The organism is Amycolatopsis albidoflavus, assembly GCF_039525725.1.
Taxonomy (GTDB): Bacteria; Actinomycetota; Actinomycetes; order Mycobacteriales; family Pseudonocardiaceae; genus Amycolatopsis; species Amycolatopsis albidoflava.
In genome coordinates this window covers 383,267-403,308 of the sequence record NZ_BAAAHV010000009.1, presented here as the reverse complement: position 1 = coordinate 403,308, position 20,042 = coordinate 383,267, and the positions used below count along the sequence as shown (strand labels likewise).

At 69.3% G+C, this 20,042-nt stretch carries 21 protein-coding genes; 10 read left to right on the top strand and 11 right to left on the bottom strand.

The annotated features are described in order from the left end of the window. Window positions 1-245: 245 nt before the first annotated feature. From ABD156_RS13905 to ABD156_RS13890, 4 genes are all read right to left on the bottom strand, one after another. Complete coding sequence (locus ABD156_RS13905; RefSeq protein WP_344271835.1) at window positions 246-647, bottom strand: histone-like nucleoid-structuring protein Lsr2; 402 nt, start codon at window positions 645-647, stop codon at window positions 246-248. A gap of 300 nt (window positions 648-947) precedes the next feature. Continuing rightward, complete coding sequence (locus ABD156_RS13900) at window positions 948-2,573, bottom strand: phospholipase C (RefSeq protein ID WP_344271832.1); 1,626 nt, start codon at window positions 2,571-2,573, stop codon at window positions 948-950. Window positions 2,574-2,618: 45 nt separating this feature from the next. Next, complete coding sequence (locus tag ABD156_RS13895) at window positions 2,619-3,815, bottom strand: Dyp-type peroxidase (protein WP_344271829.1); 1,197 nt, start codon at window positions 3,813-3,815, stop codon at window positions 2,619-2,621. Beyond that, the gene (locus ABD156_RS13890) at window positions 3,812-4,981 is read right to left on the bottom strand and encodes an EfeM/EfeO family lipoprotein (RefSeq protein WP_344271826.1); all 1,170 of its coding nucleotides are present in this window, start codon (window positions 4,979-4,981) and stop codon (window positions 3,812-3,814) included. Before ABD156_RS13890 ends, ABD156_RS13895 begins: the two co-directional genes overlap by 4 nt. A gap of 317 nt (window positions 4,982-5,298) precedes the next feature. Here ABD156_RS13890 and ABD156_RS13885 point away from each other — a divergent pair, with 317 nt between their 5' ends. The 4 genes from ABD156_RS13885 (at window position 5,299) to ABD156_RS13870 (ending at window position 8,256) form a co-directional block, all read left to right on the top strand. Next, window positions 5,299-6,096: an SDR family oxidoreductase gene (locus ABD156_RS13885; protein WP_344271824.1), complete on the top strand. Its 798-nt coding sequence runs from the start codon at window positions 5,299-5,301 to the stop codon at window positions 6,094-6,096. A 65-nt stretch (window positions 6,097-6,161) separates the two neighbouring features. Then, window positions 6,162-7,064, top strand: coding sequence for a helix-turn-helix transcriptional regulator (locus tag ABD156_RS13880; protein WP_344271821.1), 903 nt, complete (start codon window positions 6,162-6,164; stop codon window positions 7,062-7,064). A gap of 31 nt (window positions 7,065-7,095) precedes the next feature. Beyond that, on the top strand, window positions 7,096-7,794 hold the full coding sequence (locus tag ABD156_RS13875; protein ID WP_344271818.1) for an RraA family protein: 699 nt from the start codon (window positions 7,096-7,098) through the stop codon (window positions 7,792-7,794). Window positions 7,795-7,863: 69 nt separating this feature from the next. After that, window positions 7,864-8,256 (top strand): NUDIX hydrolase, encoded by a 393-nt coding sequence (locus ABD156_RS13870; RefSeq protein WP_344271815.1) that lies wholly within the window; start codon window positions 7,864-7,866, stop codon window positions 8,254-8,256. On the opposite strand, the gene ABD156_RS13865 is transcribed toward ABD156_RS13870, so the two are convergent. The 5 genes from ABD156_RS13865 to pucL all read right to left on the bottom strand — a co-directional run bounded on the left by ABD156_RS13865 (window position 8,234) and on the right by pucL (window position 12,740). Further along, entirely contained in the window at window positions 8,234-9,334 is a 1,101-nt protein-coding gene (locus tag ABD156_RS13865; protein ID WP_344271812.1) for a glycerate kinase, read from the bottom strand. The two genes, ABD156_RS13870 and ABD156_RS13865, sit on opposite strands and share 23 nt — an antisense overlap. After that, on the bottom strand, window positions 9,331-9,708 hold the full coding sequence (locus ABD156_RS13860) for an allophanate hydrolase-related protein (protein WP_009082380.1): 378 nt from the start codon (window positions 9,706-9,708) through the stop codon (window positions 9,331-9,333). Before ABD156_RS13860 ends, ABD156_RS13865 begins: the two co-directional genes overlap by 4 nt. Before the next feature lie 16 nt (window positions 9,709-9,724). Next, window positions 9,725-11,167, bottom strand: coding sequence for an NCS2 family permease (locus ABD156_RS13855; RefSeq protein ID WP_344271806.1), 1,443 nt, complete (start codon window positions 11,165-11,167; stop codon window positions 9,725-9,727). A 176-nt stretch (window positions 11,168-11,343) separates the two neighbouring features. Next, on the bottom strand, window positions 11,344-11,832 hold the full coding sequence (locus ABD156_RS13850; RefSeq protein WP_344271803.1) for a nucleoside deaminase: 489 nt from the start codon (window positions 11,830-11,832) through the stop codon (window positions 11,344-11,346). Between the two features lie 35 nt (window positions 11,833-11,867). Further along, the gene (gene pucL, locus ABD156_RS13845; protein WP_344271801.1) at window positions 11,868-12,740 is read right to left on the bottom strand and encodes a factor-independent urate hydroxylase; all 873 of its coding nucleotides are present in this window, start codon (window positions 12,738-12,740) and stop codon (window positions 11,868-11,870) included. A 160-nt stretch (window positions 12,741-12,900) separates the two neighbouring features. Here pucL and ABD156_RS13840 point away from each other — a divergent pair, with 160 nt between their 5' ends. The 5 genes from ABD156_RS13840 (at window position 12,901) to ABD156_RS13820 (ending at window position 17,791) form a co-directional block, all read left to right on the top strand. Further along, complete coding sequence (locus tag ABD156_RS13840) at window positions 12,901-14,421, top strand: PucR family transcriptional regulator (RefSeq protein ID WP_344271798.1); 1,521 nt, start codon at window positions 12,901-12,903, stop codon at window positions 14,419-14,421. A 180-nt stretch (window positions 14,422-14,601) separates the two neighbouring features. Beyond that, window positions 14,602-14,901 (top strand): YciI family protein, encoded by a 300-nt coding sequence (locus tag ABD156_RS13835; protein ID WP_116198492.1) that lies wholly within the window; start codon window positions 14,602-14,604, stop codon window positions 14,899-14,901. Window positions 14,902-15,039: 138 nt separating this feature from the next. After that, window positions 15,040-15,909 (top strand): dihydropteroate synthase, encoded by an 870-nt coding sequence (folP, locus tag ABD156_RS13830; protein ID WP_344271791.1) that lies wholly within the window; start codon window positions 15,040-15,042, stop codon window positions 15,907-15,909. Beyond that, window positions 15,909-16,721 carry a pyrimidine reductase family protein gene (locus ABD156_RS13825; protein ID WP_344271788.1) on the top strand — a complete coding sequence of 271 codons (813 nt, stop codon included), beginning with the start codon at window positions 15,909-15,911 and terminating at the stop codon, window positions 16,719-16,721. Before folP ends, ABD156_RS13825 begins: the two co-directional genes overlap by 1 nt. Before the next feature lie 14 nt (window positions 16,722-16,735). After that, window positions 16,736-17,791, top strand: coding sequence for an amidohydrolase family protein (locus ABD156_RS13820; protein WP_344271785.1), 1,056 nt, complete (start codon window positions 16,736-16,738; stop codon window positions 17,789-17,791). Here ABD156_RS13820 and ABD156_RS13815 read toward each other — a convergent pair. Continuing rightward, a complete protein-coding gene (locus ABD156_RS13815) occupies window positions 17,788-18,291 on the bottom strand; it encodes a GNAT family N-acetyltransferase (RefSeq protein WP_344271782.1) in 504 nt (167 codons plus the stop codon). The genes ABD156_RS13820 and ABD156_RS13815 overlap by 4 nt on opposite strands. After that, window positions 18,272-19,027, bottom strand: coding sequence for a hypothetical protein (locus ABD156_RS13810; RefSeq protein WP_344271779.1), 756 nt, complete (start codon window positions 19,025-19,027; stop codon window positions 18,272-18,274). Before ABD156_RS13810 ends, ABD156_RS13815 begins: the two co-directional genes overlap by 20 nt. Before the next feature lie 93 nt (window positions 19,028-19,120). Here ABD156_RS13810 and ABD156_RS13805 point away from each other — a divergent pair, with 93 nt between their 5' ends. Then, window positions 19,121-19,939 (top strand): helix-turn-helix transcriptional regulator, encoded by an 819-nt coding sequence (locus tag ABD156_RS13805; RefSeq protein WP_344271776.1) that lies wholly within the window; start codon window positions 19,121-19,123, stop codon window positions 19,937-19,939. Window positions 19,940-20,042 lie beyond the last annotated feature (103 nt).

Here is a 20,042-nt window from a genome sequence, read left to right as displayed (position 1 = left end):
TCACGGACGGCAAACCGGGCGACCGCCGCCCGCGTCGGCCCTGGCATTGCCGCAGCAGTCCGTGAAGGGCTCCTTGAGGGAATCTGATTCCCTCAAGGAGCCCTTCACGGACGTCTCATCGTCCCGGTGCGGGGAATGCGCTATTTCTCCCGGACAGCCAGAAGGGCGCCGCCGGGAATCCCGGCGGCGCCCTCACCGCTGATCACACGCCGCGGCCCCCGCGGCACAGCTGCCGAAAAGAACGCTCAGGCGCTGGCCTTCTTGCGCGTCGCGCGCTTGCGCACCGGCTTGGCCGGAGCCTCGGTGTCGCGCTCCTCGTAAGCCTTCACGATCTCCGCCGGGAGCCGACCGCGGTCGGACACGGTGAAACCGTTGTTCTCGGCCCACTCGCGCATCGCCTTGTTGCGCTCGCGGTCCGCGGCGGTCGAGGCCGGTCGCGGGGCCTGCCCGGCGGCCATGCGGACCTTGCGGCCGCCGACCCGGCGCGAAGCGGCGACGTAACGGGCCAGCTCTTCCCGCAATGCGGCGGCGTTGTCTTCGGACAGATCGATCTCGTAGCTCACGCCGTCGAGACTGAACGGGACGGTCTGTTCGGCGATGCTGCCGTCGATGTCGTCCACCATCTCGACAAGGACTTTTTGCGCCATGATTCGCGTTCCTTCACCTTCTACAGGATGTGCCTGCGATTACCCTATCGTGTCGAGTGAGGGTCCGCGCAGCGCGAGTCCATTCCGGTTGCGCCGCCCGCGCTTTCCCGACCGGTTCCCGAACACCTTCGGTGCCCAATCCGCGACTGCGCGCACAGTTCTCCGGCACTGGAAAATTTCCAGTCTCGCGGTATTCGCACGCGGTTTCCCGCTGAGCGGACTGGGAGACCGGCCCCGGAAACGGCCGAAGGCCACCGGGTCGAAACCCGATGGCCTTCGGTGTCGTGCGAGAAACGCGAGCTAGCCGCGCCCGGTCGGCGCGCCCGTCTTCGGGTCGAGCGGGAGCTTGCCCGCCTGCGGCCACCAGAAGTTGAACATGTTCCAGAGTCCGCCCGCGCGAGTGTCGAACGAGCCGTCGCCGACCCGGCCGGAGAACCAGTTGTCCTCGATGAACTTCAGCACCGAGGTCTGGTCGGTCCGGGTGTGGTCGACGAAGTTCGTCTTGCTGTAGGGCGAGATGACCAGCAGCGGCAGCCGCGGGCCGTAGCCGCAGCGGTCGGCGTGCCCGCCGAGACCGGCCGGCTTGCCGGTGCAGACGGCCTGGTCCTGCGACGCGTCCTGAGAACCGTTGACGATCTTCGAGTTCTCGTGGTCGTACCAGCCGTCGGAGTCGTCATAGGCGAGGACGACCGCGGTCGAACGCCACTCCGGCGACTGCTGGATCTTGTTGATCTCGTCCACGACGAAATGCTGTTCGTCGAGCGGGTCGGAATAGCCCGCGTGCCCGTCCTGGTACTCCGGCGCCTTCAGGAAGCTCACCGCGGGCATCGAACCGGCCTTGAGCGAAGCGTCGAAGTCGCTCGTGTCGTACTGGTGGTTGGCCTGGTCGGTCTGCCCGATCGCCTGCGCCGAGGACGGCGGCAGGTGGTGCGGGTTCGAAGTGGACTTGTAGTACTGGAACGGCTGGTGGTGCGGGCTGTAGTCCACGGAGGACTGATTGCCGATGTTCGCGTGCTTCTGCCCGCAGACCGCGTAGCCGTTCTCGGTGCCGGTCGGCTTGAAGCCGCCCTGGAACCAGCCCCACGTGACGTGCCGGTCGTTCAGCAGGTCGCCGACGTTGCGGCCCTGCATCGCGCCGAGGTTGTCCTTGGCGGTGTGGTTCTTGTCCGAGCAGTCGTCCCACGCCGGGTCCGGGTCGTTGATCACGGTGCCGACGCCGTTCCCATCGGGCGACGCGACGACGTACGGGTCGCTCTTCGGCTCGTGCGTGACCGGGTCGACCGCCTGGATCCCGTGCGTCTGCCCGGAGATCAGGTTGATCGCGCCCGGGGTGGACGGGCCGAAGACGGTGTTGAACGAGTTGTCGCCCATCGAGTAGTGCTGGGCGTAGTTCCACATGCCGGTGACGGTGTTGCCGTCGTAGTAGTCCATGACCAGACCCGGCTCGCCGAACAGCACCGGCTGGCCCTTGCATTTGTCGGTCTCGGTCTTCTCGACGAACTTGTCCATCTTGCCGCCGTTGAACGCGGCCTGCTCGGCGCCGTAGCTGTGGTTCTGGTCGCAGGTCAGCGCCTTGTCCGGCCCGAGCCGCTTCGGGTTGTAGGCGTTCGGGTTGTGCGTCAGCAGCTTGTCGTCGAGGCCGTTGACCTTCGGCGTGTGCTTCGCCGCCTGGAACGGCGTGCCGTCCTCGTTGGTGGCGTTCGGGTAAGTGCCGAAGTAGTGGTCGAACGAGATGTTCTCGCCGAAGATCACCACGACGTGCTTGATCGGGGTGAGCGTGGGCAGCCACGACGCCGGCAACTGGTGCAGCGGCTGGGCCTGCGCGGACGACGCCGCGGAGCCGGTGACGATCGCGAGCACGGCCGCCGAAACGAGCGCGCCCGCACCGAGCAGGCGACGGCGCCGTCTGCCGAATGCTGTGTCCACTGAGGATTCCTCCTGGTTTTCGCGGGGTGGGGATCGGGGCGCGCCTCAGGCGAGGAGCGCCCGGCCGAAGTGGTCGCCAGGACCGGTGACGCCGGGCAGCGCGAAGAAATAGCCGCCGCCGAACGGGGAGATGTAGTCGACGAGCGGCTCGCCGATCAGCCGCTTCTGCACCGCCTCGAACTGCCGCTCGAGGTCCTGCTGGTAGCAGGTGAAGACGAGGCCCATGTCGAGGTTGCCGTTGGCGTCCACGCCGCGGTCGTAGTTGACCGCCCGGCGCAGGATCCGCTGGCCGTCGGTCTCCGGGGTGCGCGGATTCGCCTTGCGGATGTGGCTGGTGAGCGGGATGACGGTGCCGATCGGGTCGTCGGCGTAGCGCGGTTCGTCCTTTTCGGACGCCCCGTCGAGCGGAGCACCAGTGTCGCGGCGGCGGCCGAACATGTTCTCCTGCTCGGCGATCGAGACCCGGTCCCAGAATTCGACCAGCATCCGGATCAGCCGGATCACCTGATAGCTGCCGCCAGTCGTCCACGCGGGCTCGCCCGCGCCCGACACCCACACCAGCCGGTCCATTTCGGACTCGCCCGGATTCGCGGTGCCGTCCTTGAATCCCATCAGATTGCGCGGGGTGCCGGACGGGCGCGAGGGCGAGCTGAAACCGTTGATCTTCCAGCGCAACTGCATTCCGCCGCGGGTCGCGCGGGCGATGTCGCGCATCGCGTGCAGCACGGTGTCGGTGTCGCCCGCGGACAGCGTGAGCGACAGATCCCCGTGGCACTGCGGGGCGTCGAGCGCGTCATTGGGGAACATGGTCATCGGCTTGAGCTTCTTGGGCTTGCGGTCAGCCAGCCCGTAACGTCCGTCGAAAAGGGACGATCCGACACCGACGATCACGCCGAGGTCGCTGTGCGGCACGACCGGGCCGAGCACGCCGGAGTCGGCGGGCGGGGCAGTGATCCCGAGCGCGGCCGGGGCGCCACCGTTCGTGAGGAACCGGGCGCGGTCGGTGATTTCCTGGAACAGCTGCGTCAATTCCGCGCGATTTTCGGCGACCACGTCGAAGGACGCGACGATGCTTTGCGCCGGAGGCTGACGGAGAATCGCGGCCTGTTTGGGGCCGTGGAAGGCAACCGTGCCCGGCTCTTCGCTCGCGCTAGCCGTCATGCCGAAACCGGCGGCCGCCGTGACGCCCGCGCCCACCACGGTGCGACGCAGGAAGGACCGGCGAGAGGATTCCGTCGTCACGAGGTCCTCCTCGGCTCCGCGATGGCCGCGATCGGAGCGAGCAGCTCGGTCAACTCGCTGACGTCACCGTTGAGCTTTTGCCGCTGCGGCGCGGACAATTGGCTCACCGGCGTCCACGAGTTGTCCGGCTTCTTGGTGCTGTCCAGCGTCGTTTTGGTCCGCTGCATCCAGCTGTCCACCTTGGACAGTGCCGGATAGCGCGGGGCGAGAACCGGGCGCAGGACGTCGAGGACCGACTGAGTCCCGTCGAGATTCGCCCGCGCGGTGGCAAGGTTGGTGCCGCTGCCGTAATCGGTGCGTGCGGTCAGTTCGAATTGCAGGGTGTTCTCCACGATCTCGTGCGCGCGCAGGCCAAGGTCGTTCGGATCGACTTGACTGTCCGCAAAGGACTTGCGGAGCTTCTGCACGTCGCTGTCCAGCTGATCGGCCACCGGCCCGAGTGCGGCGAGGTCTTCGTTGTGCCACAAGCCGGATTCGAGCCGGTGGAAGCCGGTGAAGTCCGGGCTCTTGATCCCGTCCGGCAGTCCGGCGGCGGTGCCGTTGATGGCCTTGTCGGAGTCGCCGAAGGCGTTGTAGGCCGCGCCGAGCCGCTCGTAGTCGAGATGCGCGACAAGCCAGGCACCCTGGCTCGCACCGCGATCGTTGCTCCGAATGGCGTCCTTCAGCTTGCCGACATCGGCGGCCAGCTGGCCGAGCCCTTGCGTCACATGGGCTTGATAGGACTTCAACGGCCCGAGCAGATCATTCTGCGTCACCGGCGCGACGCCCGGACCGCGTTCGGCACCGCCGCTCACCGTGACCGTCGGCCCGACCATCGCCGACGAATCCTCAGGGAGGCAACGGAATGCGTAGCTTCCGTTGCCGAGCGTAACCTGCATCGGCCGGGTCGTCCCGCTGCCCAGCCCCTCGACCTCGCCGTAGACCACGCCGGTCGCCGGGTCGATCAAATCCACCTCGGCGGTCACGGTTCCGGTGTTGTGCAGGTGAAAGGTCTGGACCCCGGCGTGCGGATCCGCCCAGCCCTGCCCGCAGGCCGACCGGGAGATCTGGATCTCCGGATCCTGCGCCGAAGCCCCGTCCGGCCAGACCGCGAACGCGATCCCCGCCGCCACGACCGCAATCGCGACCCCACCGCCGATCCAGCGGGCGCGCACAGACCCCGGCACTCTTTCCTCCTGCCACACGTTCGGACTACCGGGACGGAATTATGCGTGCGGAAAGTGAAGAAACCCTGGTCGAGAACGTCGCCCACCCGGGAATTCACCAGGACTTCAACCAGAGAACGGAAGAAGCCGGACATAGCCGCCAAAGCGTGTGGTAATGCACTGCCCGATTCGCCGGGTATGCCACTTTCACTCAGTGGCCGGACAAGGTCGGGCAAGGGAGGTCTCCCAGTGCCGGTATCGCCAGGGTCTCCCAGCCGTCCGGGAATCCCGTCAACCTGGGTCAGCACCTGCTTCCACGGCAAAAGGAACGAAGAACCATGGCGGGTTTCACCACTCACTCAGGCCTTTTCGATCTGAGCGGAAAGCACGCACTTGTCACCGGCGGCACCCGGGGCATCGGAATGATGATCGCGCGCGGCCTTCTGCAGGCGGGCGCCCGCGTCATTGTCAGTTCCCGCAATGCAGACGCGTGCGCGGAGGCACAGCGGCTGCTGTCTGAATTCGGCGACGTGCAAGCAATCCCCGCCGACCTGTCCAGGCACGAAGAATGTCAGCGCCTCGCCGATCTGGTCACGGCCGATTCGGAACGCCTGGACATCCTCGTCAACAACGCGGGAGCGATGTGGCGCGAGCCGCTGGAGACGTTCCCGGCCGAAGCCTGGGACACAGTGCTCGACCTCAACCTCAAGTCGCCGTTCTGGCTGGTGCAGGCACTGCTTCCGGCACTGCGCAGGGCAGGCGCCGCCGACGATCCCGCCCGGATCATCAACATCGGCAGCATCGCCGCCATACACGTCGCTGAGGCGCCCAACTACTCGTACGCCAGCAGCAAAGCGGCACTCCATCAGCTCACCAGGGTGCTGGCCAGGGAACTCGGCCCCCAGCACATCACGGTGAACGCGGTGGCCCCAGGAGTGTTCCCGTCGCAGATGATGGCGGCCACGATCGATGCCATCGGCGACACGATCGCGGCGAAGGCCCCGCTGCGCCGGCTCGGTCGCGACGACGACATGGCTGGTGTTGCTGTGTTTCTCGCCAGCCGGGCCGGGTCTTACCTGACGGGAGCCATCGTTCCGGTCGACGGCGGGACCGCCACGACCGCCTCGGGAACCTAAGCCTCCGGGGATCGGGGTACCGGCAGGGCCTCCCTCGGCCTGCGGGCAGGGCATACGGTGAGGAGGTGGCCACGATCGATCTGCGCACCGAGATCAAGGAGTTCCTGAGTTCGCGTCGCGCGCGGATCACGCCCGAGCAGGCCGGGCTGCCCGCCTACGGCGGCAACCGCCGGGTCAAAGGCCTGCGTCGCGAAGAGGTCGCGCTGCTGGCCGGGGTGTCGGTGGACTACTACGTGCGGATGGAGCGCGGCAGCCTCGCCGGCGCCTCCGACGGGGTGCTCGACGCGCTGGCCTCCGCCTTGCACTTGGACGAGGCCGAGCGCGATCACCTGTTCCACCTGGCACGGCAGTCCAAGGCCCCTGGCCGCCGCCGTCGACCCGCCGCGACGCTTCGTCCGGCGCTGCTGCAGGTGCTCGCCGCCATCACCGACGCCCCGGCGTGGATCTGCAACGGCCGTTACGACGTGCTGGCCACGAACCCCCTTGCCCGCGCGCTGTATTCCCCGGTGCTGGCCGACCCGCGACGACCGGCGAACACCGCGCGGTTCGTGTACCTGGATCCCGACGCGGCAAGGGCGTTCTTCGTCGACTACGACCGGGTCGCCCGCGACGTGGCGGCGAAGCTGCGCATGGAAGCCGGCCGCAACCCGCACGACGAGGAGCTGATCGCCCTGGTCGGCGAGTTGTCGACGCGCAGCGAACTGTTCCGGCGGCAGTGGGCGTCCCAGGACGTCCGGCTCCACCGGTCCGGACCCAAACGCCTGCACCATCCCGTCGTGGGCCAGCTGGACCTGGACGTCGAGTCGATGGACCTGCCTTCCGAACCCGGCCTGATCCTGAACGTCTACACCGCCCCCGCCGGCACGGCGACCGCGGACGGCCTGGCCCTCCTGGCGTCGTGGGCGGCCAGCCAGGAGGAACTGGACCCAGCTGATAAACCGGCGCCCCTCGGCACGGATTCCCGCTAGCGTGAAGCAGTTCGCACGAAGGGCGGGAAGCATGAACCACACCGAACGTTTCGCAACCCTGACCACCGCCCACCTGGCCGACGGCTGCCTGCGCGCCCGCCTGTCCGTCCGGTGCGCGCCAGCCGGAACCCGAGCAGTCATCCCGGGACTCAAACTTGCCGGACGAGTGCTGCCCGCCCGCCACTCCGGCAGCGTGGACGTCTTCCTGGAAGCCCTCACCTCCGCGCAACCCGGCGATGTTCTGGTAGTGGACAACCTAGGCCGCCTAGACGAGAGCTGCGTCGGCGACCTCATCACCGCCGAAGTAGCCGCAGCCGGGCTCTCTGGGATCGTCATCTGGGGCCTGCACCGAGACACCGCGGAACTACGCGAAATCGGCCTCCCGGTCTACAGCCTTGGCTCCCTCTCCACCGGCCCGCTGCACCTCAACGACCGCGCCGCCAACGCCCTGGAATCCGCCACCGTCGGCGAATGGACGGTCACCACCGACGACCTGGTCTTCGGCGACGACGACGGCGTGCTCTTCATCCCAGCAGCCCAGGCCGACGACGTTTTCCGGCTGGCCGAATCCATTCGCGACACCGAACACCGCCAGGCAGCGAAGATCCGCGACGGCGTAGCCCTGCGCGAACAGGTCCGGTTCACTGAATTCCTGTCCCGCCGGGAAAGCGACCCGGCTTACACGTTCCGGCAGCACCTCCGCGCGAAGGACAGCGCCATTGAAGAATAGGAAAACCGCTCTGGTCACCGGCGTCGGCTGGGTGAACGGCCAGATCCTCGTCGCCAACGGAGGCGCGGCATGAACGACAAACAGCTCGCCTACGTCCTGCTCCCCCGAGGCGAAACCGTCCTGCTGATCCGCCGCGCCCCCGGAACTTTCCTAGGCGGGCATTGGGAATTCCCCGGCGGCACCGTCGAACCCGGCGAAGCCCCGGAGACCACCGCGGTACGGGAAGTCGCCGAGGAAACCGGGCTGCGGGTACGGCTCGCCAGGGAACGGGCCCGCCAATCCTGGCCGGACCGCACCGGCAAACCGTTCACCGTGCACGCCTCCTACTACGACGCGCACCCGGAATTCCTCGGCGACCTTCAGCTCAACCCGGCCGAACACGACGACCACCGCTGGCTGACCCCCGCGGACGCGGCCGGACTCCCCCTGTCCGACCACGTCAGGCAGGTACTGCTCGGCTGAAATCCCGAGCCAGCTGCGCAGCCCGATCCCGCAACAACGACCGAGCCTCCGCCACACACCGGTACTCGTCCGGCTCCACGTCCGTCAGCGCATACACCCCGGCGAACCCCGCCGACCGCCACTCCGGCGCGGACAGCAAACACCGACCCGCCAACGCCACCACCGGAGTACCGCCAGCCGCCCGAAGAACACCCACCGGCGCTTTCCCGTGCAGCGACTGGGTGTCCAGCGAACCCTCGCCAGTGATCACCAGCCGGGCGTCGCGCGCGGCGGCCGGGAAACCCAGCAGCTCCAGCAACAACTCGATGCCCGGCCGAATACGGGCGCCGAGTCCGGTGAGGACACCGAACCCGACGCCGCCTGCCGCGCCGGCGCCCGGGGTGGTGGCGTGCGCGGAGCCCAACACTTCGGCCCACCGGGCCAGCCCGCGTTCCAGCGAGGCGATCTCGGCGGGGCCAGCGCCCTTCTGCGGCCCGTACACCGCGGCAGCGCCATCCACACCCAGCAGCGGGTTGTCCACATCGGACGCTAGGACAATGTCCACTTCGGGCAGTCCAGAAAGATCCACTGTGGACAACTCGGCCAACGCCGCACCGCCCGGCGGAAGCGGCGCACCGGAAGCGTCGAGCACTCGCGCGCCCAACGCGGTCAGCAAGCCGGCCCCGCCGTCGGTACAGGCACTGCCGCCGACGCCGAGCACGATCTGCGTGGCACCGGCGGCACGGGCGGCCGCGATCAGCTCGCCCGTGCCGTAACTCGACGCGGTCAGCGGTTCCAGCCGGCCGCCGGGCAGCCGGTGGAGGCCGGACGCCTCTGCCAGCTCGACCACGGCGACCGTCTCGCGCAGCGCGTAGTACGCGGTGATCCGGCGGCCGGTCGGGCCGGACACCCGCACCGGAATCCGCTGGAACCCGGCCGCGACGGCGGCGGCGACTGTTCCGTCGCCGCCGTCGGCCACCGGCAGTTGCCGCACCGGTTCGCCGGGCGCGACCTCGGCGAACGCCGCGGCCACCACCTCCGCGACCTCCGCCGCGGTGAGCGAGCCCTTGAACTTGTCCGGAGCCACCAGAACCGTCACGCGGCGGCCTTGAACGCGCGCCAGTCGCCGATTTCCGTGATGTCCCGCAGCTGCACGTGCGAGGTCTGCGGCCGCCGCAGCAGCATCGCGAACGCCGAACTGCCGTCGGCCAGTTCGATCACGCCCAGCTCCAGCTCCGGCGGTTCGGACGGGAGCACGCGGTCGCGCAGCTGGTCCAGCGTGAGGTCGTAGACCTCGCCGGAGATCGCCGCGCCGCCGTGCGCTACCGGGACCAGCGCCGGGCATTGCCCGCCTACCGAATAGAACCGGTACTTCGCGGCCGTCGTTGTCTCGGCCACCAGTGGAGCGCCGTCGAGCAGGTGGTGCAGGGGTTCGCCGCGCATCGCGCCGCCGTTGAGGAACATCAGAGGCATGTCGGTCCCTTTCTACTTAGAGGATCGCCTTCACCACGTCGATTCCGAAATAGACGGTGAACACGAGCGCGAGCACGGTGAGGATCCACCCTGCTTCACGCCACTTCCCACGGAAGGTCTTGATCAGCACGAACGCGATGAGGCCCGCGCCGACGCCGTTGGTGATGGAGTAGGTGAACGGAATGAGCGCGACCGTCAGGAACACCGGGATCGTGTAATCCGGGTCGTTCCACGGGATGTTGCGGCATTGCGCCACCATCATCCCGCCGATCACCACGAGCGCGGGCGCGGCGGCCTGCGCCGGCACGATGCCCGCGATCGGCGTGAACAGCAGCGTCGCCCCGAACAAGAGCCCGGTCACGACACTCGCCAGCCCGGTCCGCGCGCCCTCCCCGACGCCGGCCGCGGATTCCAGGAACACGGTGTTCGGCGACGAGCCGGACATCCCGCCCGCGATCGCGCCTGCCCCGTCCACGAACAGGATCCGGCCCATCCGCGGCACCCGGCCGTTCTTCGACAACCCGGCCTCGGCCGACACGCTGGTGATGGTGCCCATCGCGTCGAAGAAGCCGGACAGCACCAGGGTGAACAGGAAGATCGTCGCGGTCAGCGCACCTGCTTTGGCGAATCCGCCGAACAGATCGACGTGTCCGAGCAGCCCGAAATCAGGAGCCGCCACGACGGAATGCGGCAGCGTCGGCGTCGTCAACCCCCAGTCGCCGACGCCGAATCCGTCGTGCAGCACCACCGCGAGCACGGTGGCGGCGGCGATGCTGATCAGCACCGCGCCGGGCACCTTCCGGGACATCAGCACGGTCATCAGCAGCAGGCCGAAGCAGAACACCGCGAGTGGCAGGCCGGACAGATGCCCGTCGGTCCCGAGCCGCACCGGGACAGTGGTGTGCGCGGAGTCCGGAATACGAGTCACGAACCCGGCGCTCACCAATCCGACAAGCGCGATGTAGAGGCCGATGCCGACGGTGATCGCGGTTTTCAGCGGTCCGGGAATCGCGTTCATGATGCGTTCCCGGACGCCGCTGACCGCCATCAGCACAATGCAGACGCCTTCCAGGACAACAAGTCCGAAGGCCTGTGCCCACGTCATCGACGGGGCCATCTGGAACGCGACGATGCCGTTGATGCCGAGCCCGGCGGCGAGCGCGAGCGGCGCGTTGCCGACGAGTCCCATGAGGACAGTCATCACGGCGGCGGCGAGCGCGGTCGCCGTGGTCACTTGCGCGGCGCTGAGTTTCGCGCCGGTGATGTCGGCGGAAGCGCCGAGGATGAGCGGGTTGAGCAAAACGATGTAGGCCATGGCGACGAAAGTGGTGATGCCGCCGCGTACTTCCCGGCCTACCGAGGTATTGCGGGCGCGGATTTCGAACAGTCGCTCCACAATGGACTTGCGCTGTGGTCCGGGAGCCGAGGTCACCGCTTCGTCGAGGCGTACCTGGGTCATGCGTCCTCCCCTTGCCGGTGGGTGTGCCGCACCGCACCCCTGGCACACGCAAGGGGCGGGACGGCGGGACGTTTGCGTTTTTCTGGTGCTCCGGTCAGCACCGGGATGGTGGCCCGGTGGGGTGGGGCGGTGGACGCTGAAGCCGATTCTGACCGGCATTCAGCACTCGCCGAGACTCAGTACTCGATCCGGTCGGATCGGCCGAGCCAGGCGGAAAACGGGGCGAAATGATCCGGTGTGGACACTCGCGAAACGGGGGTCTGCCACGTTTCGCGCGGGTGCTCGAACAGCTCGTAGAACGCCCGGTCGTCGAATCCGGCGCGAGCGGCGTCGTCCCGGTCGGCCGCGTACAGCACGCGGTCCACGCGAGCCCACAGCGACGACGCGAGGCACATCGGGCACGGCTCGCACGAGGAGACGAGCACGCAGCCGGCCAGGCTGAACGTGCCGAGCGCCTGGCAGGCCGCGCGGATCGCGACCACCTCGGCGTGTGCGGTCGGGTCGAGCGACGGGGTGACGCGGTTGACGCCGGTCGCGACGATCTCGCCGTCCTTCACCACCAGCGCGCCGAATGGGCCGCCGCCGTCGGCGACGTTCTTCTCGGCGATCCGCACGCATTCGGCGAGCCAGGCGCGTTCGACGTCGGCATCGATGGACACGGTCATAACGGTAGCGCTCCCAACAGGTCGGAGGTCGGTTTTCAGGACCAGGCCGGGCCGGCCGGCGGGGCGTCGTCGCGCAGGACGGTGCCCTCGATCAGGCCGTAGGGCCGGTCGGCGGCGTAGAACACCTCGCCGGGGTTGTCGAGGCCGAACGGCTCGAGGTCGACGAGGAAGTGGTGCTTGTTCGGCAGCGCGAAGCGGATCTCCGCGATTTCCGGGACGGCCTCCAGCACCGCCTGCCCCATCGCGTACAGCGTCTGCTGCAGAGATTGGCTGTGCGTGCCGCCGAACGCGTCGAGCAGCGTGGCGAGCGCGGTCTCGTGCGCCTTCGCCCAGTCGGCCTCCTCGACGGAGTACCGCCAGGTCGCGGACACCGCGGTGGCGAGGATCCGGTCCTTCACCTCGACGAGCGTGGTGTATTCGTCGCGCGGGAAGCCCCAGAATTCAGAGCCGGTGGAGTTGAGCACGGTCAGGTCTTCCACCCCGCCGAGCACCCAGGCCCGCTCGCCGTCGTAAGTGACGCGCGTGGTGCGGGTGCCAGCGCCGGAGCGCGCGAACGAGTGATGCGCCGGCCGTCCGCCGACCTGCAGCCGCTCCCACGGATGAGCCACGATCCCGACGCGCGCGGCGTGGATGCTCCCCTGCGTGGACACGAAGTGCCGGGCCAGCCGCAGCGCGAAGTCCTCGATCTCGCCGATGCCGTCGCGGGCGAAGGCGAAGACGGTGTTCTTCTGCGTGTCGGTGGCCAGCACCTTGTCGTTGGCCCCGGTCAGGTGGGTGTCGCTCATGTCGCCCGACAGCGACACGCTCACGGTGAGGTCGGTGATCCGGTGCTCGTCACCGTCACGGTCGACGCGGACCAGCCGGTTTTCGGCCTTCCCGTAGCGGTTGTCGCCAAGAACGATCGCCATTGTCATCCCTTCTTCTTCGCTCGCCGAGTGAGTACACCTGCCCCGGCGTGGCCCGGGCCACGGCAGATCCACCGAAAGCCGCGAGCGCGAACGGCCGGTTTTTCGTAGTTTTCGCCAAACCCCTCTGGTGTGCGGTACTGATGGGCGGAAGGAGGCGCGCATGCGGCTGGGTGCACTGCTCGACACCCCGGAGCTGGGGTTGCGGCTGCTGGCGGGCGAGAAGGCGCGCGACCGCGAGTTCGGCCGCGTCTTCCAGGCGACCCTGCAGGATCCGACGCGGTACCTCGACGGCGGGGAGATCGTGCTGTGCGGAATGCGCTGGCTGCCGGGACCGTCGGACGCGGACGCGTTCGTCGGCAAACTCGCCGCCGCGGGCGTCACCGCGCTCGGGGCCGGGACCGCCGAGGTCGGCGGGCCGGTGCCGGACTACCTCGTGACCGCCTGCGAGCGCGTCGGCCTGCCGTTGTTCGAGGTGCCGGTGTCGGTTTCGTTCGCGACCGTGGCCGAGAAGGTGATCCTGGGCCTGGCGGCGGAACGCTCGGCGCCCGCCCGCGATTCGCACCGGCGGCTGGTGGCCGCGGTGACCTCCGGACGCGGGCTGTCCGCGCTGGTCAAGGCCGGTGCGGAGGAATTGGAAACCGGCTGTGTCGTGCTGAGCGCGACCGGGCACCAGCTGGCCGGCGGACCCGAACTGCCCGCCGCGCGCCGCACCGCGCTGGCCCGCCGATTCCTGCGCGCCGAACGGCTGCCGTGCCAGGACGGCCCGGTCACGCTGCTCGGCGCGGCCGGCCGCTCCGGGCACCGGATCGCGAGCTGGTTCCTGGTGGTGGACGGCGATCCGGCGCAGTGGCCGTCCGCGCGCCGCGAGCTGGCGCTGGAACTGGCCGCGCTGGTCGGGCTCGAACGGTCCCGGGTGGACGAGGCCCGGCGGATCGAGAACCGGGCGGCCGAACCGCTGCTGCGACTGGTGCTCTCCGACGACGCCGCGCCGGGCGAGCTGACCTCCCGGCTGTCCGCCGCCGGGTTCGCGCCGCAGGAACCGGTGGCCACGCTGTCGGCCGAGGTCCGCGGCGGCGGGCCGGGACTCGCGCAGGTGCTGGTGGAGGAGCTGCTTTCGACCACCGGGCAGCCGGTGCTGGTGGCGACCGTCGACGGCGAGACGTTCGGCCTCTTCTCCTCGCGCGACACCGAGACGTTGCGGGAAGCGGTGCACACCATCGAACCCGCGCTCGGGTCCGCGCGGCTGACGCTCGGCCTCAGCCGGGCCGCGGACGCCGCCGGTCTGCGCGCCGGCGTGCAGGAAGCCCGGCACGCGCGCACACTGGCCGCGTTGACGCCGGGCCGCGCGACGGTGCTGTCCGGCGACGAAGTGGCGTCTCATTTGCTGCTGCTCGCGGCCGTGCCGGAAGACTTGCGCCGGACATTCGGCGAAAAAGTACTGGGGCCGGTACTCGCGTACGACGCCGCACACGGTTCCGAATTGATAACGACGCTCAAGGCGTTCCTGGAACATTCGGGATCTTGGACACAGACGTCGGCCACGCTCCACTTGCACGTGAACACCCTGCGATACCGCATCACCCGGATCGGCGAACTCACCGGACGCGATCCGAGCCGGTTCGCCGACCGCGTGGATCTTTATCTGGCAGGCTGCTTCACGCAGAACTGGGGGTGGTCTTGACCATCCGTCCGAAATGTCCTGCGGAAACGCCGGCCATCGTGATTTCCCGTACCCCGTAACGGAATTCCCAGCAGTACGCTTATCCGTAAAGAATTATTGGGAATACTTGACCATTCGATGAAGCACGACGGCACTCGGGAGGAGGATGCACCATCCGACCGAGCGTCCTACGCTGAGGTCATGTACATCGCATTGCTGTCCTACACAGCGCCTCGAAACGAAGTCGACTACGCACTGGCCGAACACGCGGACTGGCTGCGAAGCCACTTCGCGCACGGATTGTTCCTCGTTTCCGGAAAAGGAAACGAGGACGCGGACCAGGTCATCATCTCCCGCCCGTGCCTGCGCGGCAAGCTCGACGCCGTGCTCGCCACCGACCCGCTCGTGCTGCAACGCCTCGCGCATTACCGCGTGATCGAATTCTCCGCCACCCGCACCGCTGATGAGTTCCTGACCGTCAACGAGGCGCTCGCCTCCTGATCGCACCGCGCACGCAGATCGACGAACGCCCGGACGCAGGTGGCCTCCGGACCGCTCCGCCCGCCACCTGCCGGACGTACTCCCGCCGCGAACTCGCCTATGATCACGCGAGATTGACGTTCCGGCCCGGGAGACCGCATGCATACGCCCGACCTCGTGTTCCGAGGCCGTCGCCTCACCAGTGACCGAGCCCTGGTGATGGCCATCATCAACCGCACCCCCGACTCGTTCTACGACAACGGCGCGACCTTCGAAGAAGCCCCCGCGCAAGCGGCCATCCGCCGCGCGCACGCCGAGGGCGCCGATCTGATCGACATCGGCGGCGTACCGGCGGGCAAGGGCCCGGAGGTCACGGCGGCGGAGGAGATCCGCCGCGTCGTGCCGACCGTCGAATGGGCCCGCGAGAACTTCCCCGAGCTGGTCATCAGCGTGGACACCTACCGCGCCGAGGTCGCCGACGCCGTCTGCCGCGCGGGCGCGGACCTCGTCAACGACAACTGGGCCGCGATCGAACCCGAGATCCTCGACGTCGCCGCTGAGCACGGCGCGGGTTACATCTGCTCGCACACCAACGGTCTCGTGCCGCGCACCGAAGCGCTCCGGCCGGTGTACGACGACGTGGTGGCCGCGGTGGTCGAAGGCACCACCGAGCTGGCCGAGCGCGCGCTGGCCGCGGGCGTGCCGCGCGAGGGCATCATGATCGACCCCTGCATCGACTTCGGGAAGAACTCCTACCAGTCGCTCGAACTGCTGCGGCACGTCGACGCGCTGGTCGCGACCGGCTGGCCGGTGCTGATGGCGCTGTCGAACAAGGACGTGATCGGCGAAACGCTGGACCTCCCGGTCGGCGAACGGGTGATCGGCACGCTCGCCGCCACCGCGGTGTCCGCGCTGCACGGAGCGGCGATGTTCCGCGCGCACCAGGTCCGCGAGACGCGGCAGGTCGCGGAGATGGTGGCCAGCATCATCGGCACCCGGCCGCCGGCGAACGTTGTACGGTCGGTCTGATGCGCGAAGTCTTTCCCGGAAACCAAGACCGCACCGAGGCCGACGTCGAGCAGCTCTACGTCTATCCGGACGTGCCGAAGTGGCTCGCGGTGAACTTCGTGTCGAGCGCCGACGGCGGGATCACCATCGACGGCCGCTCCGGCGGGCTGTCGACGCCCGCGGACCGGATCGTCTACCGGCTGGGCAACGACCTCGCCGACGTCCTGCTGGTCGGCGCGGGCACCGCGCTGGCCGAGGGTTTCGAGGGCCTGCGGCCGGACGAGAAGACCGCGCAGCGGCGGCGCAGGCACGGGCTGGCCCCGATCGCGCCGATCGCCGTGGTCAGCACCGGCCGTTCGCTGCCGCCGGACGCACCGGTGATCACCAAGGCGCTGGTGCCGACGATCGTCATCACCAGCGCGGCGACGGACCCGGACCTGCGCGCGGCGTGGGCGTCCGCTGGGGCGGATGTCCTGGTCGCTGGGACAGGCGACCCAACTCTGCACGAGGCCACCGGAGACCCTGCCCTGCACGCCGATCCGGACGACCAGCGTCCGCGCCCCCGGCACGGCGACGTCGACCTCGCGGCAGCGGTGGACGAACTGGCCCGGCGAGGCTTGCGCCGGATCGATTGCGAGGGCGGACCGCACCTGTTCGCGTCGCTGCTGGCCGCGGGCGTGGTGGACGAACTGCGCTTGACCGTCGCGCCGATGCTGATCGCCGGAGACGCGCCGCGGGTCGCGATGGGCGCGGCCATCGACCCTCGACAGCTCGAATTAATGTCCGCCCTGGTAGACGACAACTCAGTACTCTTGCGGTATCGCGTCCACTGACCCGGGGAGGGATCGTGGCCAAGACCGCTCTGCGCAACGCGCGCGTTTTCGACGGGCAAGGGCTCACTGAGCCGCGCACCGTCGTGATCGACGGGCCGGTGCTCGGCACAGATCCCGCCGGGGCACGGGAAATCGACGCCGCCGGGGCGACGCTGCTGCCCGGGTTCATCGACGCGCACCTCCATGTGGAACGGCCGGAGCAGTTGGCCGACCTCGCCGAATGGGGCGTGACGACCGGGCTCGACATGGCGTGCTGGCCCGCCTCTCGGGTAACCGAGCTGCGGTCGGCGGGTCCGGCGGATTTCCGCAGCGCCGGGCTTCCCGCGATCGGCCCGGACGGCCTCCACTCCACGATCCCGGAGATGCCCGCGTCCGCGATCGTGACGACCGCGGAGGCCGCCGTCCGGTTCGTCGAAGCGCGGGCCGCGGAGGGCGTCGACTACGTCAAAGGCGTCGCCGAAGCTCCCGGTGACGGCGGGCCGCCCGCCGAGGCCTTGCAGGCGTTGGTCGACACAGCACGGGAGCGAGGCCTGGACGCCGTCCTGCACGCGGCGACCTCGGGCGCGTACCACCTGGCCGTGGCGACCGGTGCGCGATTCGTGACGCACGTGCCGGTGGTCGGCCGGATCGCCGACGAGGACGTCGCCGCGATGAAAGCCGCCGGGCAGACGGCGATCCCGACGCTGACCATGATGGAAGGGGCGCTCGACTTCTTCGCCGGCGCCGCGGGCGATTTCGTGGCCAACGTGGCGGCTTTGCACGCCGCCGGGGTCGAAATCCTCGCCGGGACCGACGCCAACGGAGGGGCCGGAGCCCCGGTCGCGGTCGCGCACGGGTCGAGCCTGCACCACGAGTTCGAACTGCTGGCCGAGGCCGGGTTGACCTCGGTGGAGATTTTGCGCGCCGCGACGATCGCCCCGGCGCGGGCGTTCGGACTGGCCGATCGAGGCGAAATCCGGCCTGGGCGGCGAGCCGACCTGGTGCTGGTCGACGGCGATCCGGTGGCGGATCTGTCGGCGACGTGGGCGATTCGCGCGGTGTGGTGTGCGGGAAGGGAAATCTCCCGCTAGCGGAGGTCTAGAAAGTAACGGTCGAACACTTCGCCGTCCTCGGTGACCTGGCCGCTCAGCTCAAACCCCGCCCGCCGCGCCACCGCACTCGAGTTCGCGTTTTCCGGCTCCACCATGATCACCGCCCGCCTCGCGCCCTCGCCGGCCGCGTACCGGACCGCGAGCAGCACCGCCCGCGTCGCGAATCCGCGCCCCCGCCACACCGGATACAAGCCATACGCCACGTTCGCTTCCCCCGGCGCGAGATGCTCGCCGGAGAACCGCAGGTCGACCGTCCCCGCCAAGACGCCGTTCACCCGGATGCCGAACGCCCGCAGCGACCCGCCGGAAGCCCATTCCTCCTGGCAGTGCCGGAAATACTCCCGGGTCCCGGCCAGCGTCCCCGGCCCGCCGTTGAGCCAGCGGATCAGCTCCGGGTCCTCGCCGGCGAAGTGCGCCTCGGCGTCGTCCGGACGCAGCGGCGACAAGGCGAGTTCGCCGTCAAGACCGCTGAACCGCATCGTCGGCTTCCTCGAATGTCTTCTGCGCCTTGGTCAGCTCGTCGGCCGCCCGGGCAGCGCGTTGCTCCGCCTCGGCGAGCCGCTCCCGCAATTCGGCCACCCGCTCGTCGGCCTGTTCGGCGGTCCGCTCCGCGCGCTGCAAATTCCGTTCGGCTTCCGCTCGCGCGCGCACCGCCTGACGCCGTTCCAGTGCGCGGACCCGGGCTTCCTCCTCGGCCTTACGGTCCTTTTCGGACTGTCGGGTCTTCTTGGCCGGCGCGGGATTCGTCGGCAAGGACAGCCAGCGGTCGGCGTCCTGGCGGGCCTTCGACGTCAGCCGTCCGGCCAGCGCCAGCCGGGCGACGTCGGCGTCCGCGACGATCGCCTCCAGCGTTTCCTCCACCTCGCGTTCGACGGAATCGCTCAAATCGGTCGCGTCCCGCACGATCCGCTGCACCAGCTCCGCCCGATGGTGCGCCAGTTCGCGCAGCCGCGAGCCGTCGAGCTGTTCGTGCGCGTCGCGCAGCTTCTCGCCCAGCGCCGCCAGCTCGGACAGCGGGGCGGAACCGTCGCGCGCCAGGCGGTTGACGTACGCCGCGGCCGCGGTCGGCTTGCGCAGCGCGCGGATCCGGCGCGCCAGCTCGACGTCGCCCGCTTCCTTCGCCGCGCGGGCGGCCGCGGTGCGCTCCGCGACGAAGTCGGCCGGCTCACCTGCGTAGAGCCGGTCGGCGACGGTATCGAAATCCGTGGTTGCCACGTGTGCCACCGAACCACACGAGTAGTCCGAACGCGACGCAACGCGTAACGTGGACGTCCACCCCACAAGGTCGAGTGAAGCGGGACGGTGCCCATGACGCCTCCGGGCCGGCTCGCGCTGACGGCCAGCCCCCTGGTCGCCGGCGCGCTCAAAGCACTGCAAATCGCGACCGAGCTGCCGGTCGCGATGGGCGGACCGGTGTCGGCGGCCTCCCGCTCGCACGTGATCGACCAGCTCCGCGGCACCGCCACCCGGTCGATGCAGCACGTGCAGGTCGACACCGGGGCCGGGCTCGGCGGCAAAGCGGTGGCGCTGGCCCGGCCGTCAACGGTCGTCGACTATCTCAACGCACAGGGCATCACGCACAAATACGACCACGCGGTGGCGCCCGAGCGGCTGCGCGCGATGGTGGCCCTGCCGGTGCGCGTCGGCGAGACCACGCGCGCGGTGTTGTATGCGGCGTCGCGGGATTCGATCACGTTCGGCGATCGGCTGTTGCACGCGGCAACCGCGGTGGCGACTCGGCTGGGACGCGACATCGAGGTGGAAGAAGAGGTACAGCGACGGCTGTCCGCGCCGACCGTCGTCCCGGCGGCCGAACGCGGCGACCTGCACGCGGAGCTGACCGCCATCGCCGGGTCAATCCACGACGAAAGCGCCCGGCAGCGACTGCTCGCGGTGTGCGAACGGCTGCGTCCGGAGCTGGACCTGCCCGGCGTCGCGCTGACCCCGCGCGAGGTCGACGTGCTGCGGCTGGTCAGCGAGGGCTGCACGAACGACGAGATCTCAGACCGGCTCGGCCTGCTGCCCAACACGGTCAAGTCGTATCTCAAGCACGCGATGCGGAAACTGGCGGTGTCGAACCGGGTGCAGGCGGTGAACCGGGCTCGCGCCGCCGGACTGCTGCGCTAGGACGTGGTCCACATCGGATACACCCTCCATGTGGGGTGGCTGTATCCGAGGCGGTGAGCGAAAATCACCCGCGCGGGCAGTGCGGCCCGCAGACGCGAAGGGA

Excerpts from the sequence above, each read along its gene's own strand:
- ABD156_RS13905 (WP_344271835.1), bottom strand. The coding sequence starts at position 647 with ATGGCGCAAAAAGTCCTTGTCGAGATGGTGGACGACATCGACGGCAGC.
- ABD156_RS13885 (WP_344271824.1), top strand. The coding sequence starts at position 5,299 with ATGGCGGGTTTCACCACTCACTCAGGCCTTTTCGATCTGAGCGGAAAG.
- ABD156_RS13875 (WP_344271818.1), top strand. The coding sequence starts at position 7,096 with ATGAACCACACCGAACGTTTCGCAACCCTGACCACCGCCCACCTGGCC.
- ABD156_RS13870 (WP_344271815.1), top strand. The coding sequence starts at position 7,864 with ATGAACGACAAACAGCTCGCCTACGTCCTGCTCCCCCGAGGCGAAACC.
- ABD156_RS13860 (WP_009082380.1), bottom strand. The coding sequence starts at position 9,708 with ATGCCTCTGATGTTCCTCAACGGCGGCGCGATGCGCGGCGAACCCCTG.
- ABD156_RS13855 (WP_344271806.1), bottom strand. The coding sequence starts at position 11,167 with ATGACCCAGGTACGCCTCGACGAAGCGGTGACCTCGGCTCCCGGACCA.
- ABD156_RS13850 (WP_344271803.1), bottom strand. The coding sequence starts at position 11,832 with ATGACCGTGTCCATCGATGCCGACGTCGAACGCGCCTGGCTCGCCGAA.
- pucL (WP_344271801.1), bottom strand. The coding sequence starts at position 12,740 with ATGGCGATCGTTCTTGGCGACAACCGCTACGGGAAGGCCGAAAACCGG.
- ABD156_RS13840 (WP_344271798.1), top strand. The coding sequence starts at position 12,901 with ATGCGGCTGGGTGCACTGCTCGACACCCCGGAGCTGGGGTTGCGGCTG.
- ABD156_RS13835 (WP_116198492.1), top strand. The coding sequence starts at position 14,602 with ATGTACATCGCATTGCTGTCCTACACAGCGCCTCGAAACGAAGTCGAC.
- folP (WP_344271791.1), top strand. The coding sequence starts at position 15,040 with ATGCATACGCCCGACCTCGTGTTCCGAGGCCGTCGCCTCACCAGTGAC.
- ABD156_RS13825 (WP_344271788.1), top strand. The coding sequence starts at position 15,909 with ATGCGCGAAGTCTTTCCCGGAAACCAAGACCGCACCGAGGCCGACGTC.
- ABD156_RS13815 (WP_344271782.1), bottom strand. The coding sequence starts at position 18,291 with ATGCGGTTCAGCGGTCTTGACGGCGAACTCGCCTTGTCGCCGCTGCGT.
- ABD156_RS13805 (WP_344271776.1), top strand. The coding sequence starts at position 19,121 with ATGACGCCTCCGGGCCGGCTCGCGCTGACGGCCAGCCCCCTGGTCGCC.